The 14,349-nt window shown below is 66.7% G+C and carries 13 protein-coding genes and 1 pseudogene; 10 read left to right on the forward strand and 4 right to left on the reverse strand.

The window, feature by feature from the left end:
• The 3 genes from ACCC94_RS21040 to ACCC94_RS21050 all read left to right on the forward strand — a co-directional run.
• Window positions 1–729 (forward strand): substrate binding domain-containing protein (locus ACCC94_RS21040; protein WP_413351466.1); only part of this gene is annotated, 729 nt, incomplete at its 5' end.
• Between the two features lie 129 nt (window positions 730–858).
• Complete coding sequence (locus ACCC94_RS21045; protein ID WP_413351467.1) at window positions 859–1,323, forward strand: glycine zipper 2TM domain-containing protein; 465 nt, start codon at window positions 859–861, stop codon at window positions 1,321–1,323.
• A gap of 14 nt (window positions 1,324–1,337) precedes the next feature.
• Window positions 1,338–1,796, forward strand: coding sequence for a sn-glycerol-3-phosphate transporter (locus ACCC94_RS21050; protein WP_413351468.1), 459 nt, complete (start codon window positions 1,338–1,340; stop codon window positions 1,794–1,796).
• 77 nt (window positions 1,797–1,873) lie between these two features.
• Here the strand turns inward: ACCC94_RS21050 and ACCC94_RS21055 are convergent, their stop codons facing one another.
• From ACCC94_RS21055 to ACCC94_RS21065, 3 genes are all read right to left on the reverse strand, one after another.
• Window positions 1,874–3,196, reverse strand: coding sequence for an aspartate aminotransferase family protein (locus tag ACCC94_RS21055; RefSeq protein WP_413351469.1), 1,323 nt, complete (start codon window positions 3,194–3,196; stop codon window positions 1,874–1,876).
• Entirely contained in the window at window positions 3,193–4,281 is a 1,089-nt protein-coding gene (locus ACCC94_RS21060; RefSeq protein WP_413351470.1) for a phosphotransferase, read from the reverse strand. Before ACCC94_RS21060 ends, ACCC94_RS21055 begins: the two co-directional genes overlap by 4 nt.
• 117 nt (window positions 4,282–4,398) lie before the next feature.
• Window positions 4,399–5,427, reverse strand: coding sequence for an ABC transporter substrate-binding protein (locus ACCC94_RS21065; protein ID WP_413351471.1), 1,029 nt, complete (start codon window positions 5,425–5,427; stop codon window positions 4,399–4,401).
• A gap of 332 nt (window positions 5,428–5,759) precedes the next feature.
• Here ACCC94_RS21065 and ACCC94_RS21070 point away from each other — a divergent pair, with 332 nt between their 5' ends.
• Entirely contained in the window at window positions 5,760–6,494 is a 735-nt protein-coding gene (locus tag ACCC94_RS21070) for an SDR family NAD(P)-dependent oxidoreductase (RefSeq protein ID WP_413351472.1), read from the forward strand.
• 72 nt (window positions 6,495–6,566) lie between these two features.
• Window positions 6,567–7,253 (forward strand): GntR family transcriptional regulator, encoded by a 687-nt coding sequence (locus ACCC94_RS21075; RefSeq protein ID WP_413351473.1) that lies wholly within the window; start codon window positions 6,567–6,569, stop codon window positions 7,251–7,253.
• Between the two features lie 447 nt (window positions 7,254–7,700).
• Here the strand turns inward: ACCC94_RS21075 and ACCC94_RS21080 are convergent, their stop codons facing one another.
• Complete coding sequence (locus tag ACCC94_RS21080) at window positions 7,701–8,900, reverse strand: CaiB/BaiF CoA transferase family protein (protein ID WP_413351474.1); 1,200 nt, start codon at window positions 8,898–8,900, stop codon at window positions 7,701–7,703.
• A 260-nt stretch (window positions 8,901–9,160) separates the two neighbouring features.
• Between ACCC94_RS21080 and ACCC94_RS21085 the strand changes: the two genes are divergently transcribed.
• The 5 genes and pseudogenes from ACCC94_RS21085 (at window position 9,161) to ACCC94_RS21105 (ending at window position 14,241) form a co-directional block, all read left to right on the forward strand.
• A complete protein-coding gene (locus tag ACCC94_RS21085) occupies window positions 9,161–10,339 on the forward strand; it encodes a diguanylate cyclase (RefSeq protein WP_413351475.1) in 1,179 nt (392 codons plus the stop codon).
• 61 nt (window positions 10,340–10,400) lie between these two features.
• Window positions 10,401–10,940, forward strand: coding sequence for a YaeQ family protein (locus tag ACCC94_RS21090; RefSeq protein WP_045209899.1), 540 nt, complete (start codon window positions 10,401–10,403; stop codon window positions 10,938–10,940).
• A gap of 68 nt (window positions 10,941–11,008) precedes the next feature.
• Window positions 11,009–12,714 (forward strand): annotated as a pseudogene (gene recJ, locus ACCC94_RS21095) (single-stranded-DNA-specific exonuclease RecJ).
• A 577-nt stretch (window positions 12,715–13,291) separates the two neighbouring features.
• On the forward strand, window positions 13,292–13,912 hold the full coding sequence (locus ACCC94_RS21100; RefSeq protein WP_413351476.1) for a hypothetical protein: 621 nt from the start codon (window positions 13,292–13,294) through the stop codon (window positions 13,910–13,912).
• A 20-nt stretch (window positions 13,913–13,932) separates the two neighbouring features.
• Entirely contained in the window at window positions 13,933–14,241 is a 309-nt protein-coding gene (locus tag ACCC94_RS21105; RefSeq protein WP_413351478.1) for a transcriptional repressor, read from the forward strand.
• The last annotated feature ends 108 nt before the right edge of the window (window positions 14,242–14,349 follow it).

A 14,349-nucleotide genomic window follows, 5' to 3' on the forward strand; every position in this document is an offset into this window, starting at 1 on the left:
GCGCTGTTGCCCGAGGCGCAGGCGCTCAACGCCCAGGCCGCGAGGGCTCGGCAGGCGGTGCTGGCGTTGCAGGAGGAGGCGCAGGGCAAGGTCCGGCTGAGCGTGCCGGTGTCCCTGGGCGAGACCTTCTTCGATGCCTGGTTGATGGAGTTTTCCCGGAAGTACCCGGACATCCGCCTGGAGCTGGACCTGTCCAACGCGCGCCGCGACCTGGTGGCCGACGGCTTCGACCTGGCGATCCGTTCCGGCAGCCTGGCGGTGGACGAGCGCCTGGTGGCGCGGCCGCTGTTCGCCCTGCAGGAACTGACCTGCGCCACGCCGGACTACCTGGCCGAGCACGGCGTGCCGGAGGTACCGGCAGAGCTGGCGGGGCATTCCTGCCTGCAGAACACCCATTACCAGGACAGCGACGTCTGGCTTTACCAGCGCCACCACGAACTGTTCCGCGTGACGGTGAACGGCCTGCTGGCGAGCAACCACTACACCCTGCTGAAGAAGGCAGCGCTGGCTGGCGCGGGGATCAGCCGGTTGCCGTCCTACATGGTTCAGCAGGAGTTGGCTGAAGGCAGCCTGGTCTGGCTGCTGCGCGACTACCAGACCCGGACCCAGCCGGTATTTCTCATCCACCCGTACCAGAGCCGCCTGCCGCGCCGCACGCAGCTGCTGGCGGACTACCTGCTGCGCTGGTTCGAGCGCAGCCGGATGCAACTGGCGGCTCTGGAAAGCTGACGGCTGTCAGGATATTCATTCAGTCGTTCAGCTTCGTTCAGCGATGGTTCAGAGAGGGTTCAGGGGGAGTTCAGGGACCGATCGTTAGGCTTTCACCATCACTTTTGAGAGCCTTCCGAGGTAACTACCATGAACCGTCCTACTCTGCTGCTGACTGCCCTGTTCACCAGCGCCGCCCTGCTGAGCGGCTGCGCTTCCAACCTGTCGGGTTCTTCCTACTCCCGTGCGGATGCCCGCGCTGTGCAGAACGTGCGCATGGGCACCATCGAATCGCTGCGCCCGGTACAGATCGAAGGTACCAAGACGCCCATCGGCACCCTGGCCGGCGCGGCGGTCGGCGGTATTGCCGGCAACTCCATCGGCGGCGGTCGTGGCAAGGCCATCACCACCATTCTTGGCGGTGTCGCCGGCGGCGCGGCGGGCTCGGCGGTGGAAGAGGGCATCACCCGCACCCAGGGTGTGGAGATCGTGGTCCGCGAGGATGACGGCGGCACCCGCGCCTATGTCCAGGCGGTGGACGCCAACCAGCAGTTCCGCATCGGTGATCGCGTTCGCATCATGACCGTCAACGGCGCCAGCCGCGTCACCCTCTGAACGGAGGACGCCCCATGCGTCGCCTGTTGATTGCCGCGCTGGTCCTGCTCGGCTGTGGCATCGCCATGGCCGATGACGGGGGCTTCTGGTACCTGCAGACCAGCGTCTACACCACCCACTGGAACCACGACCCGGACCACAACAACCACCAGGAGCTGATTGGCCTGGAGCGCAACCGTGCCGATGGCATGGTCTGGGGCGGTGCGACCTTCAAGAACTCCTTCAGCCAGCGCTCCAACTACGTCTATGCCGGCAAGCGCTTCGACTGGGACGGCACGCCCTTCTACGCCAAGGTCACCGGCGGTGCGCTGCAGGGCTATCGCGGCGAGTACCGCGACAAGATTCCGCTGAACCACCTGGGCGTGGCGCCGGCGATCATTCCCTCGGTCGGCGCGCATTACGGCCCGCTCGGCGCCGAACTCGTGGTGCTGGGCAACGCCGCCGCAATGGTCAACGTCGGTGTGCGCTTCTGACTCTTCCGACAGCCGAAAAGAAACGGGCCGCGATGAGTGTTCATCGCGGCCCGCGTCGTTTCTGAAGGAGGAAAGTGTCAGGCAGTGACGTCCTTCAGAGACTTGTCCAGGCAATCGATGAACAGCTCGGCATGTTCCTGCTCGAAGGCCAGCAGCGGACGGATCTTCAGGATGTTCTCCAGCGGCCCGGCCGCGCTGATCAACACGCCGCGCTCGCGCATGCCGTTGACCACCTGGCGGGTCTGGTTGGCGGCAGGTGTTTTTGCCGCGCGGTCGGTGACCAGTTCGACGCCGAGGAACAGCCCCGCGCCGCGTACATCGCCGATCAGTTCATGGCGCTCGGCCAACTGGCGGATGCCGTCGGCGAGGAAGGCGCCGATGCGCTGGGAGCGCTCCTGCAGCTGTTCGTCGCGGATCACGTCGAGCACTGCCTGGGCCGCCGCGCAGGACACCGGGTTGCCGCCGAAGGTGTTGAAGTAGCGTACCTCGCGGCCGAAGCTTTCGAGGATTTCCGGGCGCACCACCACGCCGGCGATGGGCTGGCCGTTGCCCATGGGCTTGCCGAGGGTGACCAGGTCCGGCTGCACGCCGTGGCGCTGGAAACCCCACATGGCATCGCCGGTGCGGGCGAAGCCGCTTTGCACTTCGTCGGCGATGTAGAGCAGGCCCTGGTCCTGGGCGACCTTCACCGCCTCGGCGAGGAAGCCGGCCGGGCCTGCCAGTACGCCGTCGCTGGCGAAGATGCCGTCGAGCAGCAGCGCGGCGGGCTTGATGCCGTGGGCGCGCATATCGGCGATGGCGGCGCGCACGTCGTCGGCGAACAGCTTGCCGACGTTCTCCGCACCCAGCCGGTAGGCGTCCGGAGCAATCACGGTGCGCGCGTGGGCGGGCAGGGTGATGCCGGAGCCGAGGGACGGCGACAGCTCGGAAATGGTCCCGGTGACGCCGTGGTAGGCGAAGCGGGTGATGATTACCCCGGTGCCACCGGTGTACTGGCGGGCGATGCGCAGGGCCAGGTCGTTCGCCTCGCTGCCGGTGCAGGTGAACATCACCTGGTCCAGGCCGTCCGGGAAGGTGGCAAGCAGGTCCTCGGCGTAGTCGAGGATGCCTTCCTGCAGGTAGCGCGTGTGGGTGTTCAGCACCGCTGCCTGGCTGGCGATGGCCTGCACCACGCGCGGGTGGCAGTGGCCGATGGAGGCGACGTTGTTGTAGGCGTCGAGGTAGCGGTTGCCCTGGTTGTCGTAGAGCCACACGCCTTCGCCGCGCACGGTGTGCAGCGGGCGCTCGTAGAACAGCCGGTAGGCCGGGCCGAGCAGGCGCGCACGGCGTTCGATCAGGCGCCGTTCCTGTTCGCTCAGGCGCTCGGCATCGGCGGCACTGAATCCGTTGGGCATGGTCATGGGCGGGGCTCCTGTTGATTTGCGCGGTGCTGGGCGCAGGCGGCGAAGATCTGCTCCTGCGCCTGTTCCCGGCTGAGGCGGGCCAGGCCCTGCAGGCTCTGCCAGGCGTGGCGGGTGTTGCGCAGGATGTAGTCGCGGTTCTCGGGGTGCAGGCTGGCGCGCCAGGCGGTGATGCTCAGGGTCATGATCAGGCGCGTGGCGATCAGGTCGGCGAGGATTTCCTGCTCCTCGGCCAGCAGCGGGCAGCGGCGGTGGTAGGCGGCGATCATCTCGCAGGCGGTGGCCAGCGGCGCGTCCGGCTCGCCCACCTGGTAGGCGGCAGCGACGCCGAGGTCGTTGATCAGCGGTGCGTGAACCATGTCGCCGAAGTCGAGGATGTTGCGCACCTGGTCCGGGTGCTGCGCGTCGACGATGACGTTGTGCGGGTTCAGGTCGTTGTGGATGACCTGGGCGCGCAGGCTGGCCTGGCGGGGCAGGGCGTGGCGTTCGAAGTTGTCGAGGAAGCGCTCGACCAGGGCGCGCTGTTCACGGTCTTCGATGTAGGTCAGCAGGTTACGCAGGCGCGAGGCGTGCTTGAGGTCCCAGAGCAGTTCGTGGCCGGCGGTGGCCGGGTGCTCGAACCCCTTGAGGGCCAGGCCCAGGCGCGCCAGGTCGTCGCCCAGGTTCTCGCGCAGGGCTCGGCTGCGCTGGGGCACGCGGTGCAGAGGCACGCCGTCGACAAAGGAGAACAGCCGGGCAATCATCGGCTGGCCGTCGACGACCAGGGGAACCTGGTGTTCGCCATTCAGCGCGGCATAGACGCGCTGTACCGCCAGGCTCGGGTCCTGTGCCTCGACGCGCAGCAGGGCGCGGGTCTGGAAATCCACGACCTGCGGGTCTTCCAGCGGGTGGGAAAGCTTCAGCAGGCGGTCGCCGCCGTGGCCGTGGGCGATATGGAAGTTCAGGTCGCGCTCGCCGGCGAGGCGGTGTAGCGTGCCGTGCTGGCCGAAGTAGTCCTCGGCGATGGCAGCGGCCTGGGCGTCGCCCACCTGGGCGGGGGCCGCTTCCAGCAGGTGGTCGTGGACGGGAGCGGTATTGAGGGGCACGGGTACTTCTCCAGCAGGGATAACGGGCCAAGCAGGGTTAAGCGGTACAACGGTATTTCGGTGTTGCAGTAGGTGGCTGCTCCCGCCCGGCGCGGGGCCGGGCGGGAGTCGCCGGTGTTACTTGCTCGCCCAGGCGTTGAAGCGTTGTTCCAGTTCCTCGCCGTGGTCGATCCAGAACTCGGTGTCCATGGCGCGCGCGTTCGCCAGGTTCTGCGGCGCGGTGGGCAACTTCGCCGCGATGGCCGGGTCGATCAGCGGGATGGTGTGCTTGTTGGTCGGGCCGTAGGGAATGTTCTCGGCGAAGACCTTCTGGTGCTCGGGCTTGTTGGCCAGCGCGATGAACTGCTCGGAGAGGTCCTTCTTCGGGCTGCCCTTGACGATGGCCCAGTGGTCCAGATCGTAGATGCTGCCGTCCCACTGCATGGCGAAGTCGCGACCTTCCTTCTGCGCGGTGGCAACGCGGCCGTTGTAGGCGCTGGTCATCACCACGTCACCGGCGGCCAGCCACTGCAGCGGTTGCGCACCGGCTTCCCACCACTGGATGTACGGCTTGATCTCGTCGAGCTTCCTGAACGCGCGGTCCACGCCTTCCTTGGTGCCCAGCACCTTGTACAGGTCGGCCTGTTTCACGCCGTCGGCTTCCAGGGCGAATTCCAGGGTGAACTTGGCGCCGCGACGCAGACCGCGCTTGCCGGGGAACTTCTTCACGTCCCAGAAATCGGCCCAGCCGGTGGGCGCGCTGGCGAGCTTCTTGGCGTCGTAGGTGAGCACCGTGGACCAGATGAAAATACCCACGCCGCAGTCGCTCACGGCCGCGTCGAGGAAGTCCTCGCGCTTGCCCAGCTTCGACCAGTCGAGCTGCTCGAACAGGCCTTCGCTGCAACCGCGGATCAGTTCCGGCGACTCCACCTCGACCACGTCCCAGCTGGTCTTGCCGGTGTCGGCCATGACCTTGATCTTGGCCATCTCGCCGTTGTACTCGGCGCCCTGGACGGTGACCTTGGCCTGTTGCTCGAAGGGTTTGTAGAAGGCCTTTTCCTGGGCCACCTTGTTGTCTCCACCGAAGGACACCACGGTGAGTGTTTCGGCATGCAGCTGGGCGGCGCCGCCGGCCAGCATCATCAGTGCTATGGCTTTCTTGAACATGCGATGACTCCTGAGCGGGCCAATCCGGCCCATGAATAAGAGGGCAGCTTCAAGAGTGGGGCGCTGCGCCGGGCCAGGCTGAAAGGCCGGCTGATGCGCCCTCGGACATCAGGGAGAGGAACGGGCGGAACGGGTGAGATCGATCATGGGAATGTGCTCCGTTTCTTGTTGTTGTTCGGATAGCTCGTTGTAGGACCAAGCTGAGCCGATTAAAACACCTTCACAAATATGATGCATCATGTTTTTATTGGCGACATCGCTTCACGAATGTTCACCGACGCGCGCCCTGATGAGTGGCGCAGCCAGCGGCTCAGACTTGAGAGGGAAGCACCATGAACCAGACCCGCACCCTGCTGCTCACCGGCGCCAGCCGTGGCATCGGTCACGCCACGGTGAAGCACTTCAACGCCGCCGGCTGGCGCGTGTTCACCGCCTCGCGCCAGGACTGGAGCGCCGAGTGCCCCTGGGCCGAAGGGCTGATCAACCACATCCACCTGGACCTGGAAGACATCGACAGCGTCCAGGCCAGCCTGCCGATGATCCGCGAGAAACTGGGCGGCAGCCTGCATGCGCTGGTGAACAATGCCGGCATCTCGCCCAAGGGCCCGGAAGGCGAGCGCCTGGGCGTGCTGGGCAGTGACTACGGCACCTGGCTCAAGGTGTTCAACGTCAACCTGTTTTCCACCGCGCTGCTGGCGCGCGGGCTGTTCGATGAGTTGAAGGCGGCCAGGGGCTCGGTGATCAACGTCACCTCCATCGCCGGCTCCCGCGTGCACCCGTTCGCCGGCGCTGCCTATGCCTGCTCGAAAGCCGCGCTGGCGGCGCTGACCCGCGAGATGGCCCACGACTTCGGCCCGCATGGCGTGCGGGTCAACGCCATCGCGCCGGGGGAGATCGACACGGCCATCCTCTCCTCGGGTACCGAGCTGATCGTCGAGCGCGACATTCCGATGCATCGCCTGGGCAAGCCGGAGGAGGTCGCCTCGCTGATCCACTTCCTCTGCACCAGCGGCGCGTCCTACGTGAATGGCGCGGAAATCCACGTCAACGGCGGCCAGCATGTTTGATCCCGCTGGCATCCGGCGCGCTCAATCCGCATCATGCGCGCCGCAAATGCCGCAGCACGCGATGAGAAAGCGATGAACTATCCGATCGATGGCCTGAATCATTCCTACCTTGGCAGCGGGGTCTACGCGCTCCTGCGCGAGGCCTTGATCACCGGACGATTCAAGCCCGACGATCGCCTGCGCATCCGCGACCTGGCCCAGCAACTGGGCACCAGCGTCACCCCGGTGCGCGACGCCATCCTGCAACTGGCCAAGGAACAGGCGCTGGTGCTCAAGACCCCGCGCGACATCCGTGTGCCGCTGCTCACCCGCGAGCAGTACCTGGAGATCCGCAGCATCCGCGTGGCGCTCGAAGGCCTGGCCGCCGAGACCGCCGCCGAGCGCGCCAGCGACGCTCAGCTGGACGAGCTGGAAGCGAACATCCGCGAAAACCTCGACGCGATCCATGCCGAGGACCTGGTGCTGGCGCTCAAGCTCAACCAGGCCTTCCACTTCGCCCTGGCCGACATTGCCGGGATGCCGCTGCTACGTGCCTTCCTCGACAGCCTGTGGATGCGCACCGGCCCGCTGATCGCGCAGGCCTATGCCGACTTCAACGAACGCATGGCCATCGAACACCACTGGGACGTCCTGCGCGCCCTGCGCGAGCGCAACGGCGCCGGCGCCCGCGAGGCAATCCACGCCGACCTGCTGGACGGCAGCGAGAAGATGCTGGAGTTCATCGCCCAGACCGAGGGGCCGGAGCAGGAAGCGGGCTGAGCTTCCGAGTTTTCTGTAGGAGCGAGCTTGCTCACGAACCACATCGTACCGGGTTAGCCGACGAGATTGTTCGCGAGCAAGCTCGCTCCTACGAAGAGCGCAAATCAGACTGCGCCTTCCTTGCGCAGCGCCGCGATAGCTGCTGCGTCGTAGCCCAACCCAGCATCGTAGGGTGCATAACCCGGAACGGGTTATCCGCCGATTGCCTCGCGGCGGATAACGCTGGCGCGTTATGCGCCCTACGATCCTGGAACTGTGCGGAGTGGCTTGTCGTAGGAGCGGAGCTTCTCCGCGAAGTCCCGCGCGGCGTACTCCGCAGATGAGCTTTACAGCCAGACTTCCGGGCTCCCTGTAGGAGCGAGCTTGCTCGCGAACCGCATTGCACGGAGCTCGTCGGTTGGATGGTTCACGAGCAAGCTCGCTCCTACAAAGGAAAAGAGCGGCAGATCAGACCGCCCCATCCTTGCGCAGCGCCGCGATGGCCGCTGCGTCATAACCCAGCCCGCTCAGCACTTCATCCGTATGCTCGCCCAGCTTCGGCCCGATCCACTCGGCGCTGCCGGGGGTGTCGGAGAGCTTGGGGACGATGCCGGGCATGCGGAAGGACTTGCCGTCCGGCAGCTTCGCCGAGAGGAACATCTCCCGCGCGAGGAATTGCGGGTCGGTGAACATGTCCTCGGCGGAGAAGATTCGGCTGGCCGGCACTTCGGCTTCATTGAGCATCTTCAGCACGGTCTCCAGTGATTCGGAGCGCGCCCAGCGGTCGATGACGCCGTACAACTCGTCGCGGCGCGCATCGCGGCCGTCGTTGCTGGCCAGGGTCGGGTCCTCGGCGAGGTCGAGGCGGCCGATGGCGGTCATGAAGCGGCGGAAGATGGCGTCACCGTTGGCGGCGATCTGCACGTGTTTGCCGTCGGCGGTGGTGTGCACGGAGGAGGGGGTAATGCCGGGCATGATGTTGCCGGTGCGTTCGCGGATGAAGCCGAACACATCGAACTCCGGGACCATGGATTCCATCATGGCGAACACCGCCTCGTAGAGCGCCACGTCCACCACCTGTCCGGCGCCGCCGTTCACCTCGCGGTGACGCAGCGCCATCAGCGCGCCGATCACGCCCCACAGCGCGGCGATGGAGTCGCCGATGGAGATACCGGTGCGCACCGGCGGCCGATCCTCGAAGCCAGTGATATAGCGCAGCCCGCCCATCGACTCGCCTACCGCGCCGAAGCCTGGCTGGTCCTTGTAGGGGCCGCTCTGGCCGAAGCCGGACAGGCGCACCATCACCAGCTTCGGGTTCAGCGTGTGGATCATGTTCCAGCCCAGGCCGAGCTTCTCCAGCACGCCGGGGCGGAAGTTCTCGATCAGGATGTCGGCTTCCGCCAGCAGCTTCTTCAGCACCTCGCGGCCGGACTCGTGCTTGAGGTTCAAGGTCAGCGAACGCTTGTTGCGCGCCTGCACGAACCACCACAACGAGGTGCCCTCGTAGAGCTTGCGCCATTTGCGCAGCGGATCGCCGCCGTCGGGCGACTCGACCTTGATGACTTCGGCGCCGAACTCCGCGCACAGGCGCGAGGCGAAGGGGCCGGCGATCAGGGTACCGAGTTCGATGACCTTGAGGCCGGCGAGGGGTTTGGCGGTGCTGTTCATCGGTCTGTCCGATCAGATGGGAATCGCCGGACTCTAACCCTTGCGCGCCGCTTCGAACAGGCCGCCGGGCAGACGCCTGGCCACGGCGCTTTGCGCCGACCTTTGGCGCGCGTAGAGTAGCGGCATTCAAGGATGTTTCTTACTTCAGCTCGCCGGTTTTCGGACAGGTACACCGTGATGCGCTCGCCCCTTCGCAGACAGCCCATTGGCCTGGCGGCATTCCTCGACGAATGCGCGCAGGCGGGTGGCGAGGGGGCTGCATGACGTTGCATTTGCCGACGCTGGTTGTCGTCGACCTCTACGTCCTGACCCTGGTCGGTGTGCTGATGGCTTTCGCCTGGCACAGCGGGCGCCGCGAGCCCACTCTGGGCTACATGAGCGCGGCGTTGCTGCTGGGCGCCATCGGTACCTTCCTGGCTACCCTGCGCGGCATGGGTGTCGACTGGGTGGCGATTCTGCTGGGCAACGTCGTGTTGCACCTGTCTTCGGCGATGACCTGGACCGCCATGCGGGTGTTCGCCGGGCGCAGGCCGAACTGGCCGCTGATCGGCGCGGGTGCTGCGTTCTGGGCGGTACTCTGCCTGGTGCCGGCATTCTACGAGTCGCTTGCCGCGCGGGTGCTGGTCAGCACGTCGATCACCATCGCCTACTGCCTGGTGGCGCTCGCCGAACTCTGGCGCAGCCGCCTCAAGCTGGAAGTGGAACTGCGCCCGACGCTGGCGCTGCTGGTCCTGCATACCATCGTCTACGGTGTGCGCCTGGTGGTGGATCGCGGCATGCCCTTCGCCAGCGTGGCCGATAATGGCCAGGGCTCGACCTTCTTCACCTTCCTGGTCTTCGAGACCATGCTGTTCGCCATCGGCATCGCCTTCGCCACCCTGGCGATGGTCAAGGAGCGCGCCGAGCTGCAGTTCCGCAGCGCCGCCCTGAGCGACCCACTGACCGGCGTGGGTAACCGCCGCGCCTTCATGGAAACCGGCGAGCGCCTGCTGCGCCTGTGCGCAGAGCGGGGCGAGCAGGCCTCGCTGCTGCTCTGCGACCTGGACAACTTCAAGCGCCTCAACGACTCCTTCGGCCATCCGGCCGGCGACCGCGTGCTGGTCGAGTTCAGCCGCATCACCGCCTCGCGGATGCGCAAGCACGACCAGTTCGCCCGCATCGGCGGGGAAGAGTTCGCCTGCCTGCTGGTAGCGGCCGATACCGAGGGCGCCTGTCAGGTGGCCGAGCGGGTGCGCCGCGAGTTCGCCGAGCTGCCGTTCATGGCCGAGGGCCAGCTCAGCGTCAGCATCGGCATCGCCACCACGCGCGAGGCCGGGCATGACCTGCTGCGCCTGCTGTCGCTGGCCGACCAGGCGCTCTACGCCGCCAAGGCCAAGGGCCGCAACCGCATCGAACTGGCCGCGCCGGAGCCGGGAACCGACCGACGTCCGCGCACTTGAGCCACGGTGCCGGCGCTTTCGCGGTAGACTTGCCGCCTTCGAAAATTCGCCGGGAACCCCCATGGCCCTGTCCGCCACGCCCTACAAAGCCGATATCAGCCTGACCGACCTCGACCGTGGGGTCTACGAGACCCTGCGCTTCACCGTCGCCCGCCACCCCTCGGAAACCGAGGAGCGCCTGGCGGTGCGCCTGCTCGCCTATGTCATCTGGTACAACGAGCAACTGGCGTTCGGCCGCGGCCTGTCGGACGTGGAAGAACCCTCGCTGTGGGAAAAGAGCCTGGACGACCGCGTGCTGCACTGGATCGAAGTCGGCCAGCCCGACGCCGACCGGCTGACCTGGTGCTCGCGGCGCTGCGAGAAGCTGACCCTGGTCGCCTACGGCAACCTGCGCGTGTGGACCACCAAGGTCCTCGACAGCGTGCGCCACCTGAAGAACCTCAACGTCGTCGCCATGCCCCAGGAGGCGCTGGAGGAAATCTCCCGCGACCTGCCGCGCTCGATCAACTGGACCGTGATGATCAGCGAAGGGACCATCTTCGTGACCGACGAACGCGGCCAGCACGAGCTGCAAGTCGAGTGGCTGATGGGCGAACGTTAATCGCCAGCTGTATTCGCTGTAACCAGGGCGCCGGGATCGGCGCCTGAGACGAAAGAATCGGAACACCCATGCGCATCGAATCCCGCCCCCTCCCGCCAACCCTGCCCGACCTGGGCGACCTGCCGCCGCTGCTGACCCGTCTCTACGCCGCCCGCGGCGTACAGAGCGCCGCCGAGCTGGACAAGGGGCTGGCGCGGCTGATCCCGTACCAGCAGCTCAAGGGCGTGGACGCGGCGGTAGAGCTGCTGGTCGATGCGCTGGAGAAGGGCCAGCGGATTCTCTACGTCGGCGACTTCGATGCCGACGGCGCCACCGCCAGCAGCGTCGGCGTGCTGGCGCTGCGCATGCTCGGCGCGGCCTGGGTCGATTACCTGGTGCCCAACCGCTTCGAGTACGGTTACGGCCTGACCCCGGAAATCGTCGCCGTGGCACTGGAGAAGCGCCCGGAGCTGCTGGTGACCGTGGACAACGGCATCTCCAGCATCGACGGCGTCGCCGCCGCCAAGGCCGCCGGCCTGCGCGTGCTGGTCACCGACCACCACCTGCCGGGGCCGGAACTGCCCGCGGCCGATGCCATCGTCAACCCGAACCAGCCCGGCTGTGATTTTCCCAGCAAGGCCATGGCCGGCGTCGGCGTGATCTTCTACGTGATGCTCGCCCTGCGCGCCCGCCTGCGTGAGCGCGGCTGGTTCGCCGCGCGCGGCATCGCCGAGCCGAACCTCGCCGAACTGCTCGACCTGGTGTCCCTGGGCAGCGTCGCCGACGTGGTGCCGCTGGACGCCAACAACCGCATCTTGGTGCACCAGGGCCTTGCGCGCATCCGCGCCGGCCACTTCCAGCAGCGCACGCAGGCCCGGACGGGCGCGATTGCCGGCGGATCACCTCCACCGACCTGGGCTTCATCCTCGGTCCGCGCCTGAACGCCGCCGGCCGTCTGGATGACATGTCCCTGGGCATCGAGCTGCTGCTCTGCGAGGACGAGAGCCTCGCCCGCGACATGGCGGTGCAGCTCGACCAGCTGAACCAGGATCGCAAGGCCATCGAGCAGGGCATGCAGCGCGAAGCGCTGGCCCAGCTCAAGGAACTGCCGGTAGAGGAGATGCCCTTCGGGCTGTGCCTGTTCGACCCGGAATGGCACCAGGGCGTGATCGGCATCCTCGCCTCGCGCCTGAAGGAGCGTTACCACCGCCCGACCATCGCCTTCGCCGATGCCGGCGACGGCACGCTCAAGGGCTCGGCGCGTTCGGTGCCGGGTTTCCATATCCGCGATGCGCTGGACGCCGTGGCCGCGCGCCATCCGGGGCTGATCAGCAAGTTCGGCGGCCACGCCATGGCCGCCGGCCTGTCGCTGCCGCAGGAAAACTTCGGAGCCTTCGCCGCCGCCTTCGATGCCGAAGTACGCCGCCAGCTGGATGAGGATGACCTCACCGGCCGCCTGCTCTCCGACGGCCAGCTGGGCGCCGAGGAATTCCACCTGGAACTGGCCCGCGCCCTGCGCCAGGCCGGGCCCTGGGGCCAGCATTTCCCTGAGCCGTTGTTCCACGGCATCTTCCAGATCGTCCAGCAGCGCGTGGTCGGCGAGCGTCACCTGAAGCTGGTGCTCAAGACCGAATGTGGCTCGCTGCAACTCGACGCCATCGCCTTCAACATCGACCGCGAAATCTGGCCGAACCCCACCGTGCGCTGGGCGGAAGTGGCCTACAAGCTGGACGTCAACGAATTCCGCGGCAACGAGACGGTGCAATTGATGGTGGCGCATATCGCGCCACGTTGAGATGGCCGGTAGAGACCGCTTTTCGTAGGAGCGAGCCTGCTCGCGAACCCTTCCGAGCGCGGGAGCAATCGGCGAGCCCTTTCGCGCAGGCTCACGCCTGCAGATGAGGCGCCGTCCACGGCGTGGAGGGATCAGCACCAGCACGGTGTTGAGGTTGGATCCCGAGTTCAGCCACTGGCGGCGCGGCTTGCCGTTGCCGCTCATGGGGTGGTCTTCGGGGTGGCCGCGACGCCTATCCGCCTTCTGCTTCTTCAACTCCCTGGCGGTGGCGATCAGGGGGGCCTGCTCCAGATCATCAGGCCATACGAACCCGATCTGCTTGACCCATATGCCGCCGAAGTCGCGGTGTGCTGAGGGCGCGCGGCCTCGGTGACGAACTCCAGGCCGAGCGGTCCTGCAACAGGCCGTTTCCAGTGGCAAACAAGCGTATCGGCGCGGATTCGCGGCCTTTTCCATTTCTTTACATAGTTTCGCTGCGTGTTTTTCGCGGCTCATCCGTCTTGTTATGTGAAGCGATCGATTCGCAATGGATGCGAGCGACCTTTCTGTCCGATCGCGCCCACACAGGAGAACCCGCATGACCCTTTCCGTTCGCCACCCCGTACTGCTGGTCATGGCGCTGAGCTGGGCGCCGCTGGCCGGCGCGGACTACCTGTGGCTGGATCGCCATGCAGGCCAGGGCGCGAAAGGCTATTTCAGTGAACTGCAACCCGGCGAGCACCTGCCGGTGGCCCAGTTGCAGAATCCCCGCGTGGTGTTGGGTGAGGGCAAGACCGCGCCGCTGAAGGCCGGCGTCGAGTCCTTCGAGATCGCTGACGCTCCGCCAGGCGACCTGCGCGTCGCCGCCCAGCGTGCCGAAGGTGGCACTTTGACCATTTATCAGGCGCGCGAGGGAAGGACCGAAACACGGGCGCAGAATGATCTGGAACTGGTGCCCACCACGCCCGGCGGCAACACCTTCGCCCTGCACTGGAAAGGCACCGTGGTGCCGGCCTCGCAGGTCAATGTGTACACCTCCGAACAGTGGACGCGCAGCCTGAAACCGGCGGCGGACGGCACGGTGACCCTGATCACGCCGTTCCCGGCGCGCTACGTGCTGGAGGTGTCCGCCCAGGTCAACGGCGGCTCCACCGTTGACGGAAAGCGCTACGACAGCGTGATCCACGTTTCCACACTGTCTTTCGAGGTGCGCCAATGACCAGCTCAATAAGAGCAGCGATGAAAGTCAGTTCCCCGGTGCAGCCGCGTCCGCCGCGCCCGGCCCGTCAACTGCTGGACCATGCCGGCCTGCGCAGCAGCCTGCCACGCCTGAACATCCTCGATGCGCTGGTGACCTGCGGCAAGGCGACCGCGGTCGAGCTGCACGCCTATCTGGAGGAGCCGGGCCTGCCCATCTCCCTCAGCTGCGTCAGCCAGACCTTGCGCCGGCTGCATCTCTCCGGCCTGCTCGAGCGCGACGCGAACAAGCGCTACAGCCTGGCACCTGGAGCGGTGGCGGCCATGGGCCGGTCGAGCGAGCTGCACTGACGGCACCGCGTGCAGCGGTATCCTCTACGGGGCTGCTCTTCGTAGGAGCGAGCTTGCTCGCGAACCGACCAGCTCCGTGCTGCCGGGGGCGCCGTTCGCGAGCAAGCT

The sequence above is a fragment of the Pseudomonas sp. Pseusp97 genome, from assembly GCF_047304025.1.
Classification (GTDB): domain Bacteria; phylum Pseudomonadota; class Gammaproteobacteria; order Pseudomonadales; family Pseudomonadaceae; genus Pseudomonas.

Coding starts and splice junctions, on each gene's coding strand:
- ACCC94_RS21105 (WP_413351478.1), top strand. CDS start 13,933: ATGAAAGTCAGTTCCCCGGTGCAGCCGCGTCCGCCGCGCCCGGCCCGT.
- ACCC94_RS21100 (WP_413351476.1), top strand. CDS start 13,292: ATGACCCTTTCCGTTCGCCACCCCGTACTGCTGGTCATGGCGCTGAGC.
- ACCC94_RS21045 (WP_413351467.1), top strand. CDS start 859: ATGAACCGTCCTACTCTGCTGCTGACTGCCCTGTTCACCAGCGCCGCC.
- ACCC94_RS21055 (WP_413351469.1), bottom strand. CDS start 3,196: ATGACCATGCCCAACGGATTCAGTGCCGCCGATGCCGAGCGCCTGAGC.
- ACCC94_RS21050 (WP_413351468.1), top strand. CDS start 1,338: ATGCGTCGCCTGTTGATTGCCGCGCTGGTCCTGCTCGGCTGTGGCATC.
- ACCC94_RS21085 (WP_413351475.1), top strand. CDS start 9,161: ATGACGTTGCATTTGCCGACGCTGGTTGTCGTCGACCTCTACGTCCTG.
- ACCC94_RS21070 (WP_413351472.1), top strand. CDS start 5,760: ATGAACCAGACCCGCACCCTGCTGCTCACCGGCGCCAGCCGTGGCATC.
- ACCC94_RS21090 (WP_045209899.1), top strand. CDS start 10,401: ATGGCCCTGTCCGCCACGCCCTACAAAGCCGATATCAGCCTGACCGAC.
- ACCC94_RS21080 (WP_413351474.1), bottom strand. CDS start 8,900: ATGAACAGCACCGCCAAACCCCTCGCCGGCCTCAAGGTCATCGAACTC.
- ACCC94_RS21065 (WP_413351471.1), bottom strand. CDS start 5,427: ATGTTCAAGAAAGCCATAGCACTGATGATGCTGGCCGGCGGCGCCGCC.
- ACCC94_RS21075 (WP_413351473.1), top strand. CDS start 6,567: ATGAACTATCCGATCGATGGCCTGAATCATTCCTACCTTGGCAGCGGG.